This window comes from Bacillus amyloliquefaciens DSM 7 = ATCC 23350 (genome assembly GCF_000196735.1).
Taxonomy (GTDB): domain Bacteria; phylum Bacillota; class Bacilli; order Bacillales; family Bacillaceae; genus Bacillus; species Bacillus amyloliquefaciens.
On the sequence record NC_014551.1, the window covers coordinates 1,242,134 to 1,260,880 of the forward strand.

General features: G+C 44.7%; 20 protein-coding genes. 14 read left to right on the plus strand and 6 right to left on the minus strand.

The window, feature by feature from the left end:
• Positions 1-324: 324 nt before the first annotated feature.
• From BAMF_RS26720 to spx, 8 genes are all read left to right on the plus strand, one after another.
• Positions 325-1,959: a peptide ABC transporter substrate-binding protein gene (locus BAMF_RS26720; protein ID WP_013351824.1), complete on the plus strand. Its 1,635-nt coding sequence runs from the start codon at positions 325-327 to the stop codon at positions 1,957-1,959.
• Positions 1,960-2,065: 106 nt separating this feature from the next.
• Positions 2,066-3,001, plus strand: coding sequence for an ABC transporter permease (locus BAMF_RS26725; protein ID WP_013351825.1), 936 nt, complete (start codon positions 2,066-2,068; stop codon positions 2,999-3,001).
• Positions 3,002-3,004: 3 nt separating this feature from the next.
• Entirely contained in the window at positions 3,005-3,922 is a 918-nt protein-coding gene (gene oppC, locus BAMF_RS26730) for an oligopeptide ABC transporter permease OppC (protein WP_013351826.1), read from the plus strand.
• 12 nt (positions 3,923-3,934) lie between these two features.
• Positions 3,935-5,011, plus strand: a complete 1,077-nt coding sequence (locus tag BAMF_RS26735) for an ABC transporter ATP-binding protein (protein ID WP_013351827.1) — start codon at positions 3,935-3,937, stop codon at positions 5,009-5,011.
• Positions 5,004-5,921 (plus strand): oligopeptide ABC transporter ATP-binding protein OppF, encoded by a 918-nt coding sequence (gene oppF, locus BAMF_RS26740; RefSeq protein WP_013351828.1) that lies wholly within the window; start codon positions 5,004-5,006, stop codon positions 5,919-5,921. The genes BAMF_RS26735 and oppF overlap by 8 nt, the downstream gene beginning before the upstream one ends.
• A 107-nt stretch (positions 5,922-6,028) precedes the next feature.
• The gene (locus tag BAMF_RS26745) at positions 6,029-7,216 is read left to right on the plus strand and encodes a putative glycoside hydrolase (protein ID WP_013351829.1); all 1,188 of its coding nucleotides are present in this window, start codon (positions 6,029-6,031) and stop codon (positions 7,214-7,216) included.
• A gap of 117 nt (positions 7,217-7,333) precedes the next feature.
• Complete coding sequence (locus BAMF_RS26750) at positions 7,334-7,912, plus strand: GNAT family N-acetyltransferase (protein WP_013351830.1); 579 nt, start codon at positions 7,334-7,336, stop codon at positions 7,910-7,912.
• A gap of 177 nt (positions 7,913-8,089) precedes the next feature.
• Positions 8,090-8,485, plus strand: a complete 396-nt coding sequence (spx, locus tag BAMF_RS26755) for a transcriptional regulator Spx (RefSeq protein ID WP_003327578.1) — start codon at positions 8,090-8,092, stop codon at positions 8,483-8,485.
• 57 nt (positions 8,486-8,542) lie between these two features.
• On the opposite strand, the gene BAMF_RS26760 is transcribed toward spx, so the two are convergent.
• A complete protein-coding gene (locus BAMF_RS26760; RefSeq protein ID WP_013351831.1) occupies positions 8,543-9,199 on the minus strand; it encodes a TerC family protein in 657 nt (218 codons plus the stop codon).
• A 275-nt stretch (positions 9,200-9,474) separates the two neighbouring features.
• Between BAMF_RS26760 and mecA the strand changes: the two genes are divergently transcribed.
• The 3 genes from mecA to pepF all read left to right on the plus strand — a co-directional run bounded on the left by mecA (position 9,475) and on the right by pepF (position 13,501).
• Positions 9,475-10,131 carry an adaptor protein MecA gene (gene mecA, locus BAMF_RS26765; RefSeq protein WP_014470612.1) on the plus strand — a complete coding sequence of 219 codons (657 nt, stop codon included), beginning with the start codon at positions 9,475-9,477 and terminating at the stop codon, positions 10,129-10,131.
• Between the two features lie 151 nt (positions 10,132-10,282).
• Positions 10,283-11,443, plus strand: a complete 1,161-nt coding sequence (locus BAMF_RS26770) for a competence protein CoiA family protein (RefSeq protein WP_013351833.1) — start codon at positions 10,283-10,285, stop codon at positions 11,441-11,443.
• Between the two features lie 228 nt (positions 11,444-11,671).
• Positions 11,672-13,501, plus strand: coding sequence for an oligoendopeptidase F (gene pepF / locus BAMF_RS26775; protein WP_013351834.1), 1,830 nt, complete (start codon positions 11,672-11,674; stop codon positions 13,499-13,501).
• A gap of 35 nt (positions 13,502-13,536) precedes the next feature.
• Here the strand turns inward: pepF and BAMF_RS41500 are convergent, their stop codons facing one another.
• From BAMF_RS41500 to BAMF_RS26800, 5 genes are all read right to left on the minus strand, one after another.
• Positions 13,537-13,704, minus strand: coding sequence for a hypothetical protein (locus tag BAMF_RS41500; protein ID WP_003155026.1), 168 nt, complete (start codon positions 13,702-13,704; stop codon positions 13,537-13,539).
• Positions 13,705-13,988: 284 nt separating this feature from the next.
• Entirely contained in the window at positions 13,989-14,891 is a 903-nt protein-coding gene (spxH, locus tag BAMF_RS26785; RefSeq protein WP_013351835.1) for a protease adaptor protein SpxH, read from the minus strand.
• On the minus strand, positions 14,888-15,286 hold the full coding sequence (locus BAMF_RS26790; RefSeq protein WP_013351836.1) for a globin domain-containing protein: 399 nt from the start codon (positions 15,284-15,286) through the stop codon (positions 14,888-14,890). Before BAMF_RS26790 ends, spxH begins: the two co-directional genes overlap by 4 nt.
• A gap of 224 nt (positions 15,287-15,510) precedes the next feature.
• Positions 15,511-16,197: a lytic transglycosylase domain-containing protein gene (locus BAMF_RS26795; protein ID WP_013351837.1), complete on the minus strand. Its 687-nt coding sequence runs from the start codon at positions 16,195-16,197 to the stop codon at positions 15,511-15,513.
• Between the two features lie 4 nt (positions 16,198-16,201).
• Complete coding sequence (locus tag BAMF_RS26800) at positions 16,202-16,774, minus strand: CYTH domain-containing protein (protein WP_013351838.1); 573 nt, start codon at positions 16,772-16,774, stop codon at positions 16,202-16,204.
• A 124-nt stretch (positions 16,775-16,898) separates the two neighbouring features.
• Between BAMF_RS26800 and BAMF_RS26805 the strand changes: the two genes are divergently transcribed.
• Genes BAMF_RS26805 through BAMF_RS26815 form a run of 3 tightly spaced genes read left to right on the plus strand, consistent with a single transcriptional unit; the run spans position 16,899 to position 18,745 of the window.
• Positions 16,899-17,264 (plus strand): UPF0738 family protein, encoded by a 366-nt coding sequence (locus BAMF_RS26805; protein WP_013351839.1) that lies wholly within the window; start codon positions 16,899-16,901, stop codon positions 17,262-17,264.
• A gap of 27 nt (positions 17,265-17,291) precedes the next feature.
• Positions 17,292-17,927 (plus strand): GTP diphosphokinase, encoded by a 636-nt coding sequence (yjbM, locus tag BAMF_RS26810; RefSeq protein ID WP_013351840.1) that lies wholly within the window; start codon positions 17,292-17,294, stop codon positions 17,925-17,927.
• 17 nt (positions 17,928-17,944) lie between these two features.
• Positions 17,945-18,745 (plus strand): NAD kinase, encoded by an 801-nt coding sequence (locus BAMF_RS26815; RefSeq protein ID WP_013351841.1) that lies wholly within the window; start codon positions 17,945-17,947, stop codon positions 18,743-18,745.
• Positions 18,746-18,747: the final 2 nt, after the last annotated feature.

Here is an 18,747-nt window from a genome sequence, read left to right on the forward strand (position 1 = left end):
GAATATTATATGTAAAAAGCAATATGAACTGGAAATTACAATGAAAAAATTTAGTTAGGTTACGCTTTAAACAATAGAAGTGTATCACCTTATTGACAGAAAAACTGACCAAATTTAAATATTTTAAATTGAGAAAATAGTATTGCAATAAATTATTCATTTCATTATAATGAACTTGTTCACTCTATTGTTACAGCTTCTTTACATAAAATAATCAGAAAAGACGGAACACAATTAAAGTTTAGAAAAATATTAAGTTATTTTGTCTGATATTTCTGAGTATTTAGTAGTAAAGGCTGAAAAATTTGATTAGGGGGTTAGTGCATGAAAAAGCGTTGGTCTATTGTAGGTTTGATGCTTATCTTCTCGCTTGTGTTAAGTGCGTGCGGCGGATTCAGCGGCGGATCAGGCGATGGTAAAAAAGACACCAAAGGACAGACTTCACTTAATATCAATATTAAAACCGAGCCGTTCTCACTGCATCCGGGTTTAGCGAATGATTCTGTTTCGGGAGGCGTAATCCGCCAGACCTTTGAAGGGTTGACACGCGTAAACTCCAAAGGTGAGCCTGAAGAAGGAACTGCATCTAAAATTGAAACAAGCAAAGACGGAAAGACCTATACATTTACGATTCGTGACGGTGCGAAATGGTCTAACGGCGATCCCGTGACTGCGCAGGATTTTGAATATGCATGGAAATGGGCGCTTGACCCGAACAACGAATCACAATACGCTTATCAGCTCTACTACATCAAAGGCGCTGAAGCTGCCAATACAGGTAAAGGAAAGCTTGATGACGTAGGCGTAAAAGCCGTAAACGACAAAACATTAAAAGTTGAACTGAATAACCCGACACCTTACTTCCTGCAATTAACTTCATTCTATACGTATATGCCGATCAACAAGAAAATTGCGGAAAAACATAAAAACTGGAACACAAACGCGGGCGACAATTATGTGTCAAACGGGCCGTTCAAAATGACAGCTTGGAAACACAGCGGTTCCATCACGCTCGAAAAGAACGATCAATATTGGGATAAAGATTCTGTGAAATTGAAGAAAATCAACATGGTGATGATTAACAATAACAACACCGAACTGAAAAAATTCCAGGCGGGCGAACTTAACTGGGCAGGAATGCCGCTCGGTCAGCTTCCGACTGAATCTCTGCCGACATTGAAAAAAGACGGATCTCTTCACGTTGAACCGATCGCAGGCGTGTATTGGTACAAATTCAACACAGAAGCGAAGCCGCTTAACAATGTGAACATCCGTAAAGCCCTTGCTTATGCAATCGACCGCTCGTCAATCGTGAAAAATGTGACGCAGGGCGAACAAATCCCGGCCATGGCTGCAGTACCGCCGTCAATGAAGGGATTCAAGGATAACACAAAAGGTTATTTCAAAGACAATGACGTCAAAACAGCAAAAGAATTCTTAAATAAAGGACTGAAGGAATTAGGCGTCAAGAGTGCCTCTGACCTTCCGGCAATCAAACTTTCCTTCAATACGGACGATGCGCATGCGAAAATCGCGCAGGCCGTACAGGAAATGTGGAAAAAGAACTTGGGTGTCAAAGTGGAGCTTGATAACTCAGAATGGAATGTGTACATCGACAAGCTGCACAGCCAGGATTACCAAATCGGACGTATGGGCTGGCTCGGCGATTTCAATGACGCGATCAACTTCCTTGAATTGTTCCGCGATAAAGAAGGCGGAAACAATGATACCGGATGGGAAGACCCTGAGTTTAAAAAGCTGCTGAATCAGTCTCAGCTTGAAACGGATCCGGATAAACGTATCGCAGAGCTGAAAAAAGCAGAAAAAATCTTTATTGACGCAATGCCGGTCGCGCCAGTTTATTTCTATACAGATACTTGGGTGCAGGATAAAAACCTCAAAAATGTGATCATAACCGGAACAGGTGAAGTTTACTTCAGAAACGCTTCTTTTGAATAAAAGGCAGTTCTGAAAACAAAAGACCCAAGGTATATGGGGAGGATGTCCCCATATACCTTTCTTACTGATAAAGTATAAAATTGTAAAAAACATGGAGGTGTTCACCTTGCTGAAATATATCGGTAAACGATTCATTTACATGATCATCACGCTGTTTGTGATTGTGACCGCCACTTTCTTCTTAATGCAGGCAGCGCCGGGCGGACCATTTTCCGGCGAAAGAAAGCTGCCGCCTGAAATTGAGGCAAACTTAAACGAACACTATGGTCTGGACAAGCCTCTTTTCGTTCAATATGTCAGCTACTTAAAATCTGTGGCGCTGTGGGACTTCGGACCTTCTTTTAAATATAAAGGCCAAAGTGTTAATGATTTAATCAACTCAGGCTTCCCCGTCTCATTCACTCTCGGTGCAGAAGCTATTCTCCTCGCTTTAGCGTTTGGTGTGCTTTTCGGGGTGCTGGCTGCCCTGTACCATAATAAATGGCAGGATTATACCATTGCGATCTTAACGATCTTTGGGATCTCAGTTCCGAGCTTTATATTGGCGACGATTTTGCAATATATTTTCTCAATTAAATTAGAACTGTTCCCGGTCGCGGGGTGGGAATCCTGGGCATACACCTTTCTGCCCTCCATTGCGCTCGCTTCCATGCCGATGGCGTTCATTGCCAGACTCTCCCGTTCAAGCATGATTGAAGTGTTAAACAGCGATTACATACGGACTGCAAAAGCAAAAGGACTTTCCCGTCCGTCAGTCACCGTGCGCCATGCGCTTCGAAACGCGCTTTTGCCCGTCGTGACATATATGGGGCCGATGGCGGCATCCATTTTAACTGGAAGTTTCATCATTGAATCTATTTTCGGAATTCCCGGTTTAGGGGCGCATTTTGTAAACAGTATTACAAACCGTGATTATACCGTCATTATGGGAGTTACCGTGTTCTTCAGCGTAATCCTTCTTTTTTGCGTGTTAATTGTAGACGTGCTGTACGGATTAATCGATCCGAGAATCAAGCTTTCTAAAGCAAAGAAAGGAGCCTAGACCATGCAGAACATTCCTAAAAATATGTTTGAACCAGCTTCAGCTAATGCCGGCGATGCCGAAAAAATAAGTAAAAAAAGCCTTTCCCTCTGGAAAGACGCCATGCTCCGCTTCCGCAGCAATAAGCTTGCGATGGTCGGGTTTATACTGATCGTTCTTATTATTCTTATGGCGATTTTTGCACCTGTCTTTTCAAGATATGATTATGCGACTACCAATCTATTAAATGCCGATAAAGCACCGTCGAAAGATCATTGGTTCGGCACAGATGACCTTGGAAGGGACATATTCGTCCGGACATGGGTAGGCGCGCGGATTTCCATCTTTATCGGTGTAGCCGCTGCCGTGCTTGATTTATTAATCGGCGTAATCTGGGGCAGCATTTCCGGATTCCGCGGCGGACGCACAGATGAAGTGATGATGCGCATCGCTGACATTCTGTGGGCTGTTCCTTCATTATTAATGGTTATTTTGCTTATGGTCGTCCTGCCGAAAGGATTGCTGACCATTATCGTCGCGATGACGATCACGGGCTGGATCAACATGGCGAGAATCGTCCGCGGACAGGTGCTGCAATTAAAGAATCAGGAGTATGTGCTTGCTTCACAGACACTCGGCGCTAAAACCGGCCGGCTTTTGTTTAAGCATATCGTCCCGAACGCGATGGGATCTATCCTCGTAACGATGACACTGACGGTTCCGACGGCGATTTTTACAGAAGCGTTTTTAAGTTATTTGGGGCTCGGCGTACCTGCGCCGCTTGCGAGCTGGGGAACGATGGCCTCAGACGGATTGCCTGCATTAACCTATTACCCTTGGCGTCTGTTCTTCCCTGCCGGTTTTATCTGCCTGGCGATGTTCGGCTTTAACGTTGTCGGCGACGGGTTAAGAGACGCGCTGGATCCTAAGTTACGCAAATAAGGAGTGATATGAGTGACACGCTTGCTAGAAGTAAAAGACTTAGCCATTTCATTTAAAACATACGGCGGAGAGGTACAGGCAATCCGCGGCGTGAATTTCCATTTGAATAAAGGAGAGACGCTGGCGATCGTAGGAGAGTCAGGTTCCGGAAAAAGTGTGACCTCCCAAGCAATTATGAAGCTGATCCCGATGCCGCCGGGCTATTTTAAAAGAGGACAGATTCTTTTTGACGGGCGCGATATCGTACCGATGTCCGAAAAAGAAATGCAGGCCATCAGAGGAAAGGAAATCGGAATGATTTTCCAAGACCCGATGACCTCTCTGAACCCGACAATGAAAGTCGGCAAACAAATTACGGAAGTGCTTTTCAAACATGAAAAAATCTCAAAAGAAGCGGCTAAAAAACGCGCCGTAGAACTGCTTGATCTCGTCGGAATTCCGATGCCTGAAAAACGGATCGGCCAATTCCCGCACGAATTTTCAGGCGGTATGAGACAGCGTGTCGTCATCGCGATGGCGCTCGCGGCAAATCCGAAACTGTTAATTGCCGATGAACCGACAACAGCTCTTGATGTGACGATTCAGGCTCAGATCCTTGAGCTGATGAAAGATCTCCAAAAGAAAATTGATACATCCATCATTTTTATTACGCACGATCTCGGCGTTGTCGCCAATGTCGCTGACCGGGTCGCCGTCATGTATGCGGGTCAGGTGGTCGAATCGGGCACGGTGGATGAAATCTTTTATGATCCGCGCCATCCGTATACATGGGGGCTGCTCGCCTCAATGCCGAGCCTGGACAGCACCGACCAGGAAAAACTGACGGCCATTCCAGGTACGCCGCCTGATCTGACGAATCCTCCGAAAGGGGACGCATTTGCGCTTCGCAGTTCATATGCGATGAAGATTGATTTTGAACAGGAACCGCCGATGTATAAAGTGTCTGATACGCATTTTGTGAAATCATGGCTTCTGCATCCTGATGCGCCTAAGGTCGAGCCGCCTGAAGCGGTGAAGGCTAAAATCCGTCAGCTGCCGAATACGTATCAGCAGCCTGTTTTAATGAAGGAAGGTGAAAAAAATGACTGAGAAACTGCTCGAAATCAAACATTTAAAACAGCATTTTTTTACGCCGAAAGGAACAGTAAAAGCCGTAGATGATTTGTCATTTGATATTTATAAAGGTGAAACGCTCGGCCTTGTCGGGGAATCTGACTGCGGTAAATCAACGACGGGCCGCAGTATTATCCGGCTGTATGAGGCAACCGGCGGTGAAGTTCTCTTTAACGGAGAAAATGTCCACGGAAAAAAATCCCGCAAGAAACTGCTGGAGTTTAACCGGAAAATGCAGATGATTTTCCAGGACCCGTACGCTTCTTTAAATCCGAGAATGACAGTCGCCGACATTATTGCCGAGGGGATAGATATTCACCGTCTGGCAAAAACGAAAAAAGAGCGGATGCAGCGGGTTCACGAACTGCTGGAAACGGTCGGTTTAAATAAAGAACACGCCAACCGCTATCCGCATGAATTTTCGGGCGGACAGCGCCAGCGTATCGGAATCGCCAGAGCTTTGGCGGTTGATCCGGAGTTTATCATTGCGGACGAACCGATTTCGGCGCTTGACGTTTCCATTCAGGCACAGGTCGTCAATTTAATGAAAGAATTGCAGAAAGAAAAAGGACTCACTTACCTGTTTATCGCCCATGATCTATCAATGGTCAAATACATCAGCGACCGCATCGGCGTTATGTATTTCGGGAAACTGGTGGAGCTTGCGCCGGCGGATGAGCTTTACGAAAACCCGCTTCACCCTTACACGAAATCATTGCTGTCCGCCATCCCGCTCCCTGATCCGGACTATGAAAGAAATCGCACGCGAAAGAAGTACGACCCGTCAATCCATCAGCTCCAAAACGGAGAAAAGATGGAATTTCGTGAAGTCAAACCGGGACACTTTGTCATGTGCACTGAAGCTGAATTTAAAACCTATCAATAAAAGTATCATCCTTCAAGACTTAGTCTTGGAGGATTTTTTTTGCGCACATCCAAGTTTATTAAGGCTGCTCCCGTTTTCCTATAATGGAAAAAAAGGGGGAGATCAGTATGAGAACTATTTTATGCGCCATTGCGGCGGGACTGTTTTTCAGTGCAGGCGCTTATCCTGCACAAGCCGCTGTGAAAGAGGAACAGCCGCTTGTGAAAGTGGCGCTGACTGAAAAAGAACTGCCAAAAGCAAATGACAGGTTCGCTTATCCGTCAGGTCTGCATTTTACACATCCTGATAAGGTTCGGGGCATTTACGTTACAGGGCATTCAGCGGGAGGCAGCAAATTTCAGGAGCTGACAGACTTTGTGGACAAAACGGAGCTCAATTCAATGGTGATCGATGTGAAGGATGACCACGGAAATCTTACCTTTAAGCCGGACGGTCATTCTGAGTATGCCAAAATCGCCAAGCCGTACATCAAAGACCCAAAAAAGATGATGAAAAAACTGGAGGAAAAAAAGATCTACCCGATTGCGCGTATTGTCGTATTTAAAGACAGCGAACTCGCGAACGAAAAGCCGGAATGGTCCTTTAAAGAAAAAAACGGAAGTGTCTGGAAAAACGGCCGCGGAGAATCGTTCGTCAATCCGTTTATGAAAGAAGTATGGGATTACAATGTAAAGATTGCAAAACAAGCCGCGAAGATGGGGTTTCAAGAAATTCAGTTTGACTATGTCCGTTTTCCTGAAGGCTTTGAAAAACGTGATGACGAACTGACATACGGACACGGCGATTACGGAAAAACAGCGGACAGCAATGTGCAGAAACGCGTGCACGCCGTCACTGATTTTGTCGGTTATGCGAAAAGAAAACTCAAACCGTACGGTGCGGATGTGTCGGCTGATATTTTCGGTTATTCTGCGACGCTGCCGGAAGCACCGGGGATCGGCCAGAATTTCAGCAAGATTTCAGTACGGGTCGATGTCATCTCATCCATGATTTACCCGAGCCATTGGACAAGCTATTTCGGAATTGATAAACCGGACCTTGAGCCTTACAAAGTCGTCAAAGAATACGCGAAGGTGGAAAATAAAAAACTGTCCAAACTGAAACATCCGCCGGTGTCACGTCCGTGGCTTCAGGACTTCACGGCTTCTTATCTCGGCAGCGGAAATTACCAAGAATACGGGAAAAGCCAGGTGGAAGACCAGATAAAAGCGCTGCATGATGAAGGGATTGACGAATTTTTATTGTGGGACGCGGCAAACCGTTATACAAAAAATGTGGATTACACACCATTTTAAAAAAATTGAAACCATGTCAAAGGATCACACGTCTTAATAGATGTAAGATTGTTTAAACAATCGGAAATGGGGTATATCTAAAAGTGTGAAGACAACGAACCCATAAGGAGCAAATGAATGAACTGGTACGAGAAGCTGAGTGAATATTTTCCGATTGAAGAAATGAAATCAAAAGCGCATATGGAAGCTCTGTTGAAGGAGCAAAGCGATGTTTATCATAAAGAAGAGGGCCAGTACCACGTGCTGATGTATGCGGAATTTGACTCTTTTATCTTTATTGATTACCTGTTTGTGTCAAAGAAATCCAGAGGTCAAGGTCTCGGAAGCAAGCTGATCGGCAGGCTGAAAAAGAAAAACAAGCCGATTCTTCTTGAGGTGGAGCCTGTTGACGAGGATGACACGGATACACAGAAGCGTTTGCGTTTTTATCAAAGAGAGCATTTCAAGCACGCGCAGTCAATCGGGTATCGGCGCCGGTCATTGGCTACGAATGAAGTGAACAAAATGGAGATTCTGTACTGGTCACCTAAGACAGAGTCAGAAGAAGAAATGTTTGAAGCGATGAAACAGACATATGAAACCATTCACACTTATAAAGATGAAAAATGGTACGGAGAATCATACGAAAAAACGGATGAAGTTCTCAAAGTCATTGATGAGAACAAACGAAAAAACATTTTCGATCAGCTGAGCTAATTGAGAATGAAAAAATTCCGCAAAACGTAAATTTGCCGGATTGACACATTTTTTTCTCAGGAGACTGTTCACACTTACTTTTTTATAGTATAATACCTATAAAGATTCCTTTTTTAAAGTCATTTCAATTTGAGAATACAAACATGTTCATCCTACTAATTAGAGGAGTGAAGATTAATGGTTACATTATACACATCACCTAGCTGTACGTCATGCAGAAAAGCAAGAGCTTGGCTTGAAGAGCACGAGATTCCGTTTGAAGAAAGAAACATCTTCTCCGAGCCGTTATCAATTGATGAGATCAAGCAGATTCTGCGTATGACTGAAGACGGTACGGATGAAATTATCTCTACCCGTTCTAAAGTATTCCAGAAACTAAACGTAAACGTTGAATCAATGCCTCTTCAAGACTTGTACACTTTGATCAATGAGCATCCGGGACTGCTCCGCCGTCCGATCATCATTGATGAAAAACGTCTGCAAGTCGGCTATAACGAAGACGAAATCAGACGATTCCTGCCAAGAAAAGTGCGTTCTTTCCAATTAAGAGAAGCACAGCGTCTTGCCAACTGATATAAGCTTACGATAAGCATGGAAAAAGCCCAAAACCATCGCGTTTTGGGCTTTTTGTTATTTTTCAGTCTGTTGATAAATCATACTGGCGAGTATGACAAAAACGACGGTCAAAATCGGCAGCATCATCTGTATTGCGCTGTGTTCTGCCATGAAAAATGACAGTTTGCTGTCTCCGGCAATCATTTCACCGCCGGTAAACGCGAGAAGGCCGCTCCCGGCATACATCAATAAAGGCATTTTGTCCATAGCGGCATGAACGAGCTTGCTGCCCCAGATGATGATCGGCACCGAGATGAAGAGCCCGATCACAACAAGTGTAAGCTCACCGTGAGAAGCGCCGGCTACAGCAATGACATTGTCAAGCGACATAAAGATATCAGCCAGAACGATTGTGCGGATGGCTTTCCAAAGGGAAGAACTGCTTTTCACATGCTGCGCATCTTTCTTCTCGATCAGAAGCTGATAGCCGAGATACAATAAAAACACTCCGCCTGCGCATTGTAAAAAAGGAACATTCAATAAATAGACCGCGGCGCTCGTCAGAACGATTCTTAAGACGACTGCGATAAACGTTCCGAAGATGATCGCTTGCTGTCTTTGCTTATGCGCCAGATTCCGGCTGGCCATCGCGATGACGACGGCATTGTCACCGCCGAGAATGAGGTCAATTCCGATAATGAGCAGAAGGGACAGCAGGTAATCGTGCGGCATAATAACACCTCGCTTATAGATCGGTTGCTTGTACAGCTAATATATGAGGCGGTGCGCTATTTATGATGAGAACCGGGAGAAAGCCTGTTTTTCGGTGTGAAAATGCTTTTTTATTTCTTTTATAACTGTTTTATCATAAAATAGAAATATAAAGAATTTGCGCTGTCTTCTATAAGGTTAAGATGTGGACGGAATGGGTAAAGTGTAGTAAAGTACTATTCATCGGGAGCTTAGATGTCCCTTCAACATCTTATAAAGAAGGGAAGGTTGGCAAAATGGAAATAGAAAGAATTAATGAGCATACAGTAAAATTTTATATGTCTTATGGTGATATTGAAGATCGCGGTTTTGACAGAGAAGAAATCTGGTACAATCGCGAGCGCAGTGAAGAACTGTTCTGGGAAGTCATGGATGAAGTGCATGATGAAGAGGAATTCGCTGTCGAGGGTCCTCTTTGGATTCAGGTTCAGGCATTGGACAAAGGACTGGAAATAATCGTAACAAAAGCCCAGCTTTCCAAGGACGGACAAAAACTCGAACTGCCGATCCCGGAAGATAAAAAACAAGAGCCGGCAGATGAAAATCTCGATGCTCTACTTGATGATTTCCAGAAAGAAGAGCAGGCCGAGAATCGGGAGGATAAGGAGCAAAAGCTTCAGTTCACTTTGCGGTTCGACGATTTTGAGGATCTCATCTCGCTATCAAAATTGAATCTTAACGGAATTAAAACGACCCTGTATTCGTTTGAAGACCGATATTATTTATATGCAGATTTTTATGAGCAAACTGATGAAGAGGTTGAAAATCAGCTAAGCATCCTGTTGGAGTACGCGCAAGAATCATCAGTCAGCATTCACCGTCTTGAAGAATACGGAAAATTGGTGATCGCTGATCATGCGTTATATACGATAAAAAAACACTTTGCATCATAACAAACCGATTTCTCTCAGCAGAAATCGGTTTTTTTTTGTTCTGAATGACTTTATGAACGGCTGAAAATTGCATAACGGCTCTCATCCGCAAAAAGGAGTATGCCTTCTTTCTGCTGAATACATCAAGATTCAGGAAAGGAGAAGATGCAGCATGTTCAGTGCTTTGACTGCCGAGGGACAGCTCATTCAGCTGGCCGGAAGCTATTCAAAAGAAAAAGCGGCGGAGCTGAGAAAGAAACGCTGGTTCTGCCCCGTTTGTGAAAGTGAGCTTGATATTAAATTGGGACGGGAAAAACTGCCGCACTTCGCTCATAAAAAAAGCAGGCTGTGCCCGGGAGAATCCGAACCCGAAAGCGAATATCATCTGGAAGGAAAAAGACAGCTTTTTCTCTGGCTTAAGACACAAGGTTGCGCCGTCAGCCTAGAGCCGTATCTGCCTTCCGCCCGACAGCGGCCTGATCTGACGGCGGAAAGCGGCACAGAGCGGCTGGCTTTTGAATTTCAATGTGCAAACCTTTCGGCAGATTCTTTAAAGAGCCGGACGGCCGGCTTGAAAAACGCCGGGTATCGGCCTGTCTGGATCATCGGAGCAAAACGCTTAAAACGGCTGGCTGCGCATTTTTTCCGGCTTTCTGCTTATCACTGGCAATTATTTGAAGTTAACTCATTTTCCTCCTTGATGTTTTACTGCCCCGATGTCCGCTCCTTTTATAAGCTTCATTCCATCACCCCGTTTTACACCGGCTATTCTTATGCCGGCTTAACCATGATCCCTCTTCATAAAGCAAACCTGAAAGACATTTCTCTCCCGGAGGGCCGGCACAGCGTCAACCTTTCCTCTTGGGGACGCGCCGTAGCAGGCTTCCGCAAAAAAAGCGGCCGGTTTTTATCTGAAGATGCAGGTCTTATCCGGCAACTTTTTTACGAACGGCATCAGATTGCCTTTCCTTTTCTGCCTTCTGAAGTGTTTATCCCCGTTTCAGCGGGCTTTGTGTTTGCAAGTCCCGTTTTTGTGTGGCAGGGCCATTTATACTTGCGGCTTGCGGAGCTTTGTGAAAAAGGCGCACCGATCCGGTTATCCGGCATGGTTCATTATTTGCGGCAAAAAATCCGGCGGCAGGAGATCAGGATGCGGTATGATTCACATGAAGATCTCATCAGAATGGCGATAAAACAATATGCTGATTTCTTATGTTTGCAGGATTTTTTAAGGGAAACTGAGAATGAAGTATATATGCCTTCAACCCAACACAAGCGCCCTCAAACGGCCGAAGAGCTGCACCGCCGGGACCTGCTCTTTTTTAGGGAATGAGAATGCTCCGTTTCGTTCACCCTAACGTCAAGGTGGTGGCTGAATGTGAAGGGCGTACAAGCATTTTGTTTTCGGTTTTTCATTGTATTATTGGTATGCTCGGTCTTATACGCCGCATATGATTTGACAAAAGGCAGTGAAAAGCCGGAAGATAATCACAACACAAGCTTTTGGAGAAACAATCATTTTTTCAATTGGCTTGAAATAAAGAAAACGAGGGGGATCACCATGACTGAGGAAAATAAAGCAGCACAGCTGCCTGACAGAAGTGAAGTAAAGGCAGAGCATACATGGAGACTAGAGGATATTTTTCCTAGTGATGAGGCCTGGAATAAAGAATTTCAAGCAGTTAAAGAATTAATTCCGAATTTATCTTCCTTTAAAGGCACGCTTGCTCATTCAGCCGATAATTTATACGCGGCGCTTACCGCACAGGATGAAGTGACGAGCCGTCTGGGAAAACTTTATGCATACGCGCATATGCGCTCAGATCAGGATACGGGAAATTCTTTCTACCAAGGACTGAACGACAAAGCCGCAAGTCTGTATTCTCAGGCCGCCAGTGCGACTGCTTACATTGAACCGGAAATTCTGGCGATTCAGGAGGACAAGCTGCATCAGTTTATTCTGGAAAAAGAAGAGCTTAAGGTTTACTCCCATGCCATTGAAGAAATTACAAAACAGCGTCCGCACGTGCTGAGCGAAAAAGAAGAGGCCCTGCTTGCGGAAGCGTCAGAAGCGCTGTCTTCGCCTTCCAATACATTCAGTGTTTTAAACAACGCCGATATTACGTTTCCGTCGATAAAAGATGAAAACGGCAAGGAAACTCAAATCACACACGGCAACTTTATTAATTTTCTGGAAAGCAGCGATCGGGAAGTCCGTAAAAACGCCTTTAAAGCCGTATATAAAACATACGGACAGTATAAAAACACGATGGCGACTACACTCAGTGGCACTGTGAAAAAAGATAATTTCTACGCCCGGGTGAAAAAATACAAATCAGCACGGGAAGCGGCTTTATCCAATAACAACATCCCTGAAGAAGTTTATGATAACCTTATCAAAACGATCAATAAACATCTTCCGTTATTACACCGTTACATTGATCTGCGGAAAAAGGTGCTCGGCCTTGATGAAGTCCACAATTATGACCTGTACACACCGCTTGTAAAAGATTCGGGAATGAAGGTCACATATGAGGAAGCAAAAGATTATATGCTCAAAGGGCTTGCTCCGTTAGGCGATGAATACGCGTCTATTTTAAAAGAAGGACTTGAAAACCGCTGGGTCGATGTATACGAAAACAAAGGAAAACGCAGCGGTGCTTATTCGTCCGGTACATACGGCACGAATCCGTACATCTTAATGAACTGGCACGACACTGTCAATAATCTGTTTACGCTCGTTCACGAGTTCGGCCATTCCGTGCACAGCTACTATACGAGAAAATATCAGCCGTATCCGTACGGAAACTACAGCATTTTTGTCGCTGAAGTCGCTTCTACGACCAATGAAGCGCTGCTCGGTGAATATATGCTGAACAGCTTAAAAGATGAAAAACAGCGTCTGTATCTTCTCAACCACATGCTTGAAGGTTTCAGAGGCACAGTCTTCAGACAGACGATGTTCGCTGAATTTGAGCATCTGATTCATACGAAAGCGCAAGAAGGCGAGCCGTTAACGCCTGAACTGCTGAACAAGCTTTATTATGATCTGAATAAAAAGTATTTCGGAGACAACATGGTAATTGATGAAGAAATCAGCCTGGAATGGTCAAGAATTCCGCATTTCTATTACAATTATTATGTGTATCAATATGCGACAGGCTACAGTGCGGCTCAAGCGCTGAGCAGCCAGATCTTAAAAGAAGGCAAGCCTGCGGTTGAGCGTTATACCAACTTCTTAAAAGCCGGAAGCTCAGAATATCCGATCGACATCCTGAAAAAAGCGGGAGTCGATATGACTTCGCCTGAACCGATCGAAGCTGCCTGCAAAATGTTTGAAGAGAAACTGAATGAAATGGAAGAACTCCTTTCGAAAGTGAATCCTTCCTAATACAAAAAAGCCTGTGCATTAGATGCGCAGGCTTTTTAAAATCCTTTAAACGTTTTTCGGTGATTCAGCCGGTACAGGGCAAACAATATGGATAGAAACAGCAGGGGAGATGTAATGTAAATCGGCAGCATATGCATCATAGCCAGCAGATTTAAAAAGAAGAAAAACACAATCATTCCGATGATCAATACGGTGCGGAGCATTTATGTCCCTCCTTGTTTTCATTGATATATTCTATGAAAACAAGCAGTCAGTTATGTTTTGTGACAAAAATATGAACATTAAGCTTATGGCTTGTCAAAACTCGACAAGATTTGATATGATAAGGATGTGAAATTGATCACAAACAAACATTACCCCTTTGTTTGACCGTGAAAAATTTCTCCCATCCCCTTTGTTGTCGTTAAGACATATGAAACCGCGCTTATCCCGGCGCGGTTTCTTTATTTGCACAAAAAAAGCCGGCTCCGTAAGGAATCAGCTTTTTTTAATGATCATAGCAGGTGACATCTTCCTTGGTGCCGGCCAGGGATTTCCAAAACAGACCGTGCTTTGCTTCCACTCTGGCGACCTTTTTGGCGAATGCCAGTTTTTTCATTTCTTTTTCAACTTCTTCAAGACTTAAATCATAAACAAGTGCAATTTCTTTCGATGCGACAAACCGGAAATATTCAATGAAACATTCCAAAGGCGGCGTTTCAGAAGGCTTCGGTTCATCGCCGAGCATTTCGAATAAGATTTCTTCGTATACGTCATAAGAATAGTTGCCTGGCACCTTCAGCCCTTCATCATCATGCAGGCTGTTAAAGAACGTCAATGTCGGATTGACGGTGACGTCCATTTCCGCCGCGATTTTCATATCGCACTGAAGCGCTTTGACTGCGCTTTGTGAATGGAGGTCGCGTTTGAATTCTTCGACATCCAATTTCGTCTTTTTGGCAATCTCTAAAAGAACGTCTTCATCCGTAATATTCTGCTTTGAGACAAACAGGCTTTCCTGCATGTTGCGAAGAAACACGATGCCGGCCTTTCTTCCTTGCAGTTCGGCCGCTTTTAACGCGAGTGCGGCAAGGTAAGGCGATGACAAAGGCTGTTCCTGCTCAAGCCAAAGGCTTCCGTCACAAGGCATCCCGGAACGGTTCGAAATTTTTTCCCAAGCTTCGGCAAGAAGGTGTTTTTTCCGTTTTTGCTTATTCAGCGACGTGATACTCGCGGAGACAATGATCCGCAGCGTAAAAAAACGTCCGTATCTGATTTTTAGTTTTTTTATGGCGGGTTCCAGCGACCAGCATTCAGGACATAAAGGGTCAACAAACATGTAAATTTCCAGCGGTTTTTTTGGATGTCCGTGGCAATGGGCGAAGTATTGCTCATGCTGATAATTCGTCAATATGATCGATCCTCCGCTTCCGACTGGTTTACCATATGTCTGGCCGTTAATTCCAGACGCCCGTACAGAAATTCACGAATATCGCCCTCTAGCCCGACATGATCCATCGCACTGCTCATACAGCTTAACCACGCATCAGCCCTCTCGGCCGTAATCGGAAAGGGAAGATGCCTTGCCCTGAGCATGGGATGTCCGTGCTCTTCTGTGTAAAGGGGAGGCCCGCCTAAATACTGGGTTAAAAATTGCTTTTGTTTTCTGGCCGTTTCAGTCAAATCACTTGGGAATATTGGTTTCAGCAAGGGATGAGACGAGACACGCTCATAAAAAGTATCAACAAGTTGCGATAGAAGTTCCTCTCCAATCGCTTCATATGGTGCGTTAAACGATTGTCCCATGTTGACTACTCCTTTATATGGCTAATAGGAACCATCATTCCTATTGCGAAATTATCTTTCAGTTTTACTATCTTCAGTTACTGTATATTTTAGCAATAACATTTTATTTCTACAAACAAAGTGCCTTTCTGTCAGGCGCTTGTATTTCATATCATATCACATCGCCTTCATTCATGTGTAAGATTTCACTCCGCAAAAAAACCAGAGAAGGAAGCCTCTCTGGTTTACGCGTAATACTGCCGGGTTATGTTTTTGACATATTGCTGTGTTTCCTTAAACGGCGGAACGCCTCCGTACCGATCTACGTTGCCGGGGCCCGCGTTGTAGGCGGCTAACGCCAAGGACACATTCCCGTCGTATTTCGTGAGCATCTGCTTTAAGTACTTCGTGCCGCCGTCAGCGTTCTGGACGGGATCAAGCGGGTTTGACACCCCGAGTGATTCAGCCGTGGAAGGCATAAGCTGCATCAACCCCATTGCCCCCGCGCCGCTGACCGCTTTCGGATTAAAGCCCGATTCCTGTTTAATAACGGCGCGGATCAGCTTTTCGTCCACTCCATATTTCTCGGCCGCTTTTTGAATGGCGCTGTCTATTGAAAAGTTTCCGGTGCTGATGTCAGAAGCCGCATTCGCAGGCTTAATGCTTTGAGAAGCGGTCTGTGATGCGTCCGCTGAACTGGCTGTAACCGGAATTCTCGGTGAATATGAAGTGTGAGCGGTCCGCACCCCGTTTAAAATTCCCGCTTCCGGCTGCTGCCGGACGGCTGTGTCCGTATACTGGCTGAGCAGCGCGCTGAAATCTGAAAGCGGGCTTTGTGAAGATTGTCCGCTTGAAGCCGTGCCTGTATTAGAGATTGATTGCAGCGCCATTGATTGAAGCTGGAGAATGGCCGCCCAATTCGTTATATTCACTCTGTCATTCCACCTTTTTTTGTTTCTGTTCATAAAAACGCTGGATTTTATTTTTAGTGGTCCGCTCCGGGATGCTGAATTGCTTGAGCAATTGTTCAAACGCCCGTTTTCCTTCGTCCCAGTCAGCGGCCTCGAATTCCAATTCAAAGTCTTCTTTCTCTAAATATCGGCTGTGATCTAAAATGATTAAGCCTTTTTCTGATTCTTTTTCCGCGCGTTCAGTTGACAGCGTTCCGAACCAGCAAATGTGTTCTGAATTGATACCGAGACCTTCCAGCTGCCGTTTGACAGGGCCTTCCGGAATCTTAAAGCCGTCAAGGTCAGGTGACGTAAGCTCTTGGTGCGTTTCCAGCAGACCGACCGCGGCAGGCTCTTTTAATGTCAGGACGAACGCGCCGTTTTTTTCACGGATGCGGAGGGCTGATTTTTTTTGTTTCAGAGAAAAATCTTTTGTGTCGAAATAATGATTGATCTGCTGCTTAAAATCATGTTTTTTCATGCCGAGTGCTTCACTTAGTTTCTGAAATTCTGATTTTGTCAGCAGATTTTTGAACTCAATTTCTATTTCTTGGGTCATGACAGTCTTCCTTTCAGGACGAAAAATTGTATAATTCCCATTATCTCTTTAGAGGTTACGTTTATCAATATCGACCTTGATATGATAAAATAAATGCTGTACTTTGTTAAAAAAGGAGAACATTATGCAAAAGAGAATTGAAATCCAAAATGCATCATTAACAGAAGACGCGCTCCGACTGAAGTGCGGAGAAGACTTAAGCGGAGCGGAACGCAAAGCCTCAGGTCAAATGCTTGTTGATTCCGATCACTTTGCTTTTGTATACATACTTGAAACAGCTGACTCTTTTGAATATGTCATTATAAAAGACCATGTATGGCCGGATCTGAAAGAGGCCCTTGACCAAAGAAAACCGGCGGTGCTTGAGGCCGGCGGCAAAACGGTTGAACTTTCAGGGCTGCATGAAGAACTCGATTATCTTATTGAAAATATTAAAGATAATGCAAACTACGGAGATATGGAAGAAAAAGTGAAAAGCGTATTTCTTTAGAACAGGTTCGGAATTGGGGGATGTACGATGGATGACAAACAATGGGAGCAATTTCTAGCGCCATACCGCCAGGCTGTTGAAGAATTAAAGGTGAAGCTGAAAGGTGTCAGAACCCTTTATGAGTATGAAGATGATCACTCACCGATTGAATTTGTGACAGGCCGCGTAAAGCCGGTGGCGAGCATACTTGAAAAAGCGAGACGGAAAAGCATACCGCTTCATCAGATTGAAACGATGCAGGATATCGCGGGGCTTCGTATTATGTGCCAATTTGTAGATGATATCCAGATCGTCAAAAATATGCTGTTTGCCAGAAAAGATTTTACCGTTGTCGACCAGCGGGATTACATAGCAGAGCATAAAGAAAGCGGATATCGGTCTTACCACCTTGTCGTTTTATATCCTTTACAGACAGCGTCCGGAGAAAAGCACCTTCTTGTAGAAATACAGATTCGGACGCTTGCCATGAACTTTTGGGCAACCATTGAGCATTCACTGAATTACAAATACAGCGGGAACATTCCCGAAAAAGTAAAGCTGAGGCTGCAGCGGGCCTCAGAAGCCGCATCCCGGCTCGATGAAGAAATGTCAGAAATCCGCGGAGAGATCCAGGAAGCCCAAGCCGCGTTTTCACGAAAGAAAAAAGCGGGCGGCCACCAGTAGGAAAGGAGGGGAATGGCATGAAATTTGCCGTTTCTTCAAAAGGAGACGAGGTTTCAGATACACTGAAAAGCAAAATACAGGCGTATTTACTCGATTTTGACATGACCTTGGATGAAAAAGAGCCGGAAATCGTTATTTCCGTCGGCGGTGACGGAACGCTTCTTTACGCGTTCCACAGGTACAGCGACCGTCTCGATAAAACTGCTTTTGTCGGGGTTCACACGGGGCATTTGGGTTTTTATGCCGATTGGGTTCCGCAGGAGATAGAGAAGCTTGTTCTGGCCATCGCCAAAACGCCGTATCACACCGTGGAGTATCCCCTTCTTGAGGTGATTGTCACTTATCATGATGAAGAACGTGAGGAGCGGTATCTGGCTTTGAACGAATGTACGATCAAAAGCATAGAAGGCAGTCTCGTCGCTGACGTTGAAATTAAAGGCCAGCTGTTTGAAACGTTCAGGGGAGACGGTTTATGTCTGTCCACGCCTTCCGGAAGCACGGCTTATAATAAAGCGTTAGGCGGCGCGATCATCCACCCTTCCATCAGAGCGATTCAGCTTGCGGAAATGGCATCCATCAATAACAGAGTGTTCAGGACTGTCGGTTCGCCGCTTTTGCTTCCCGATCATCATAACTGTGTCATCAAGCCGAGAAACGAAGTCGACTTCCAAGTCACGATAGATCATTTAACCTTGCTGCATAAGGATGTCAAGTCTATTCTGTGCCGGGTGGCAAAAGAAAAAGTCAGATTTGCAAGATTCCGCCCGTTTCCGTTTTGGAAAAGAGTGCAGGACTCCTTTATCGGAAAAGGCGAATAGAA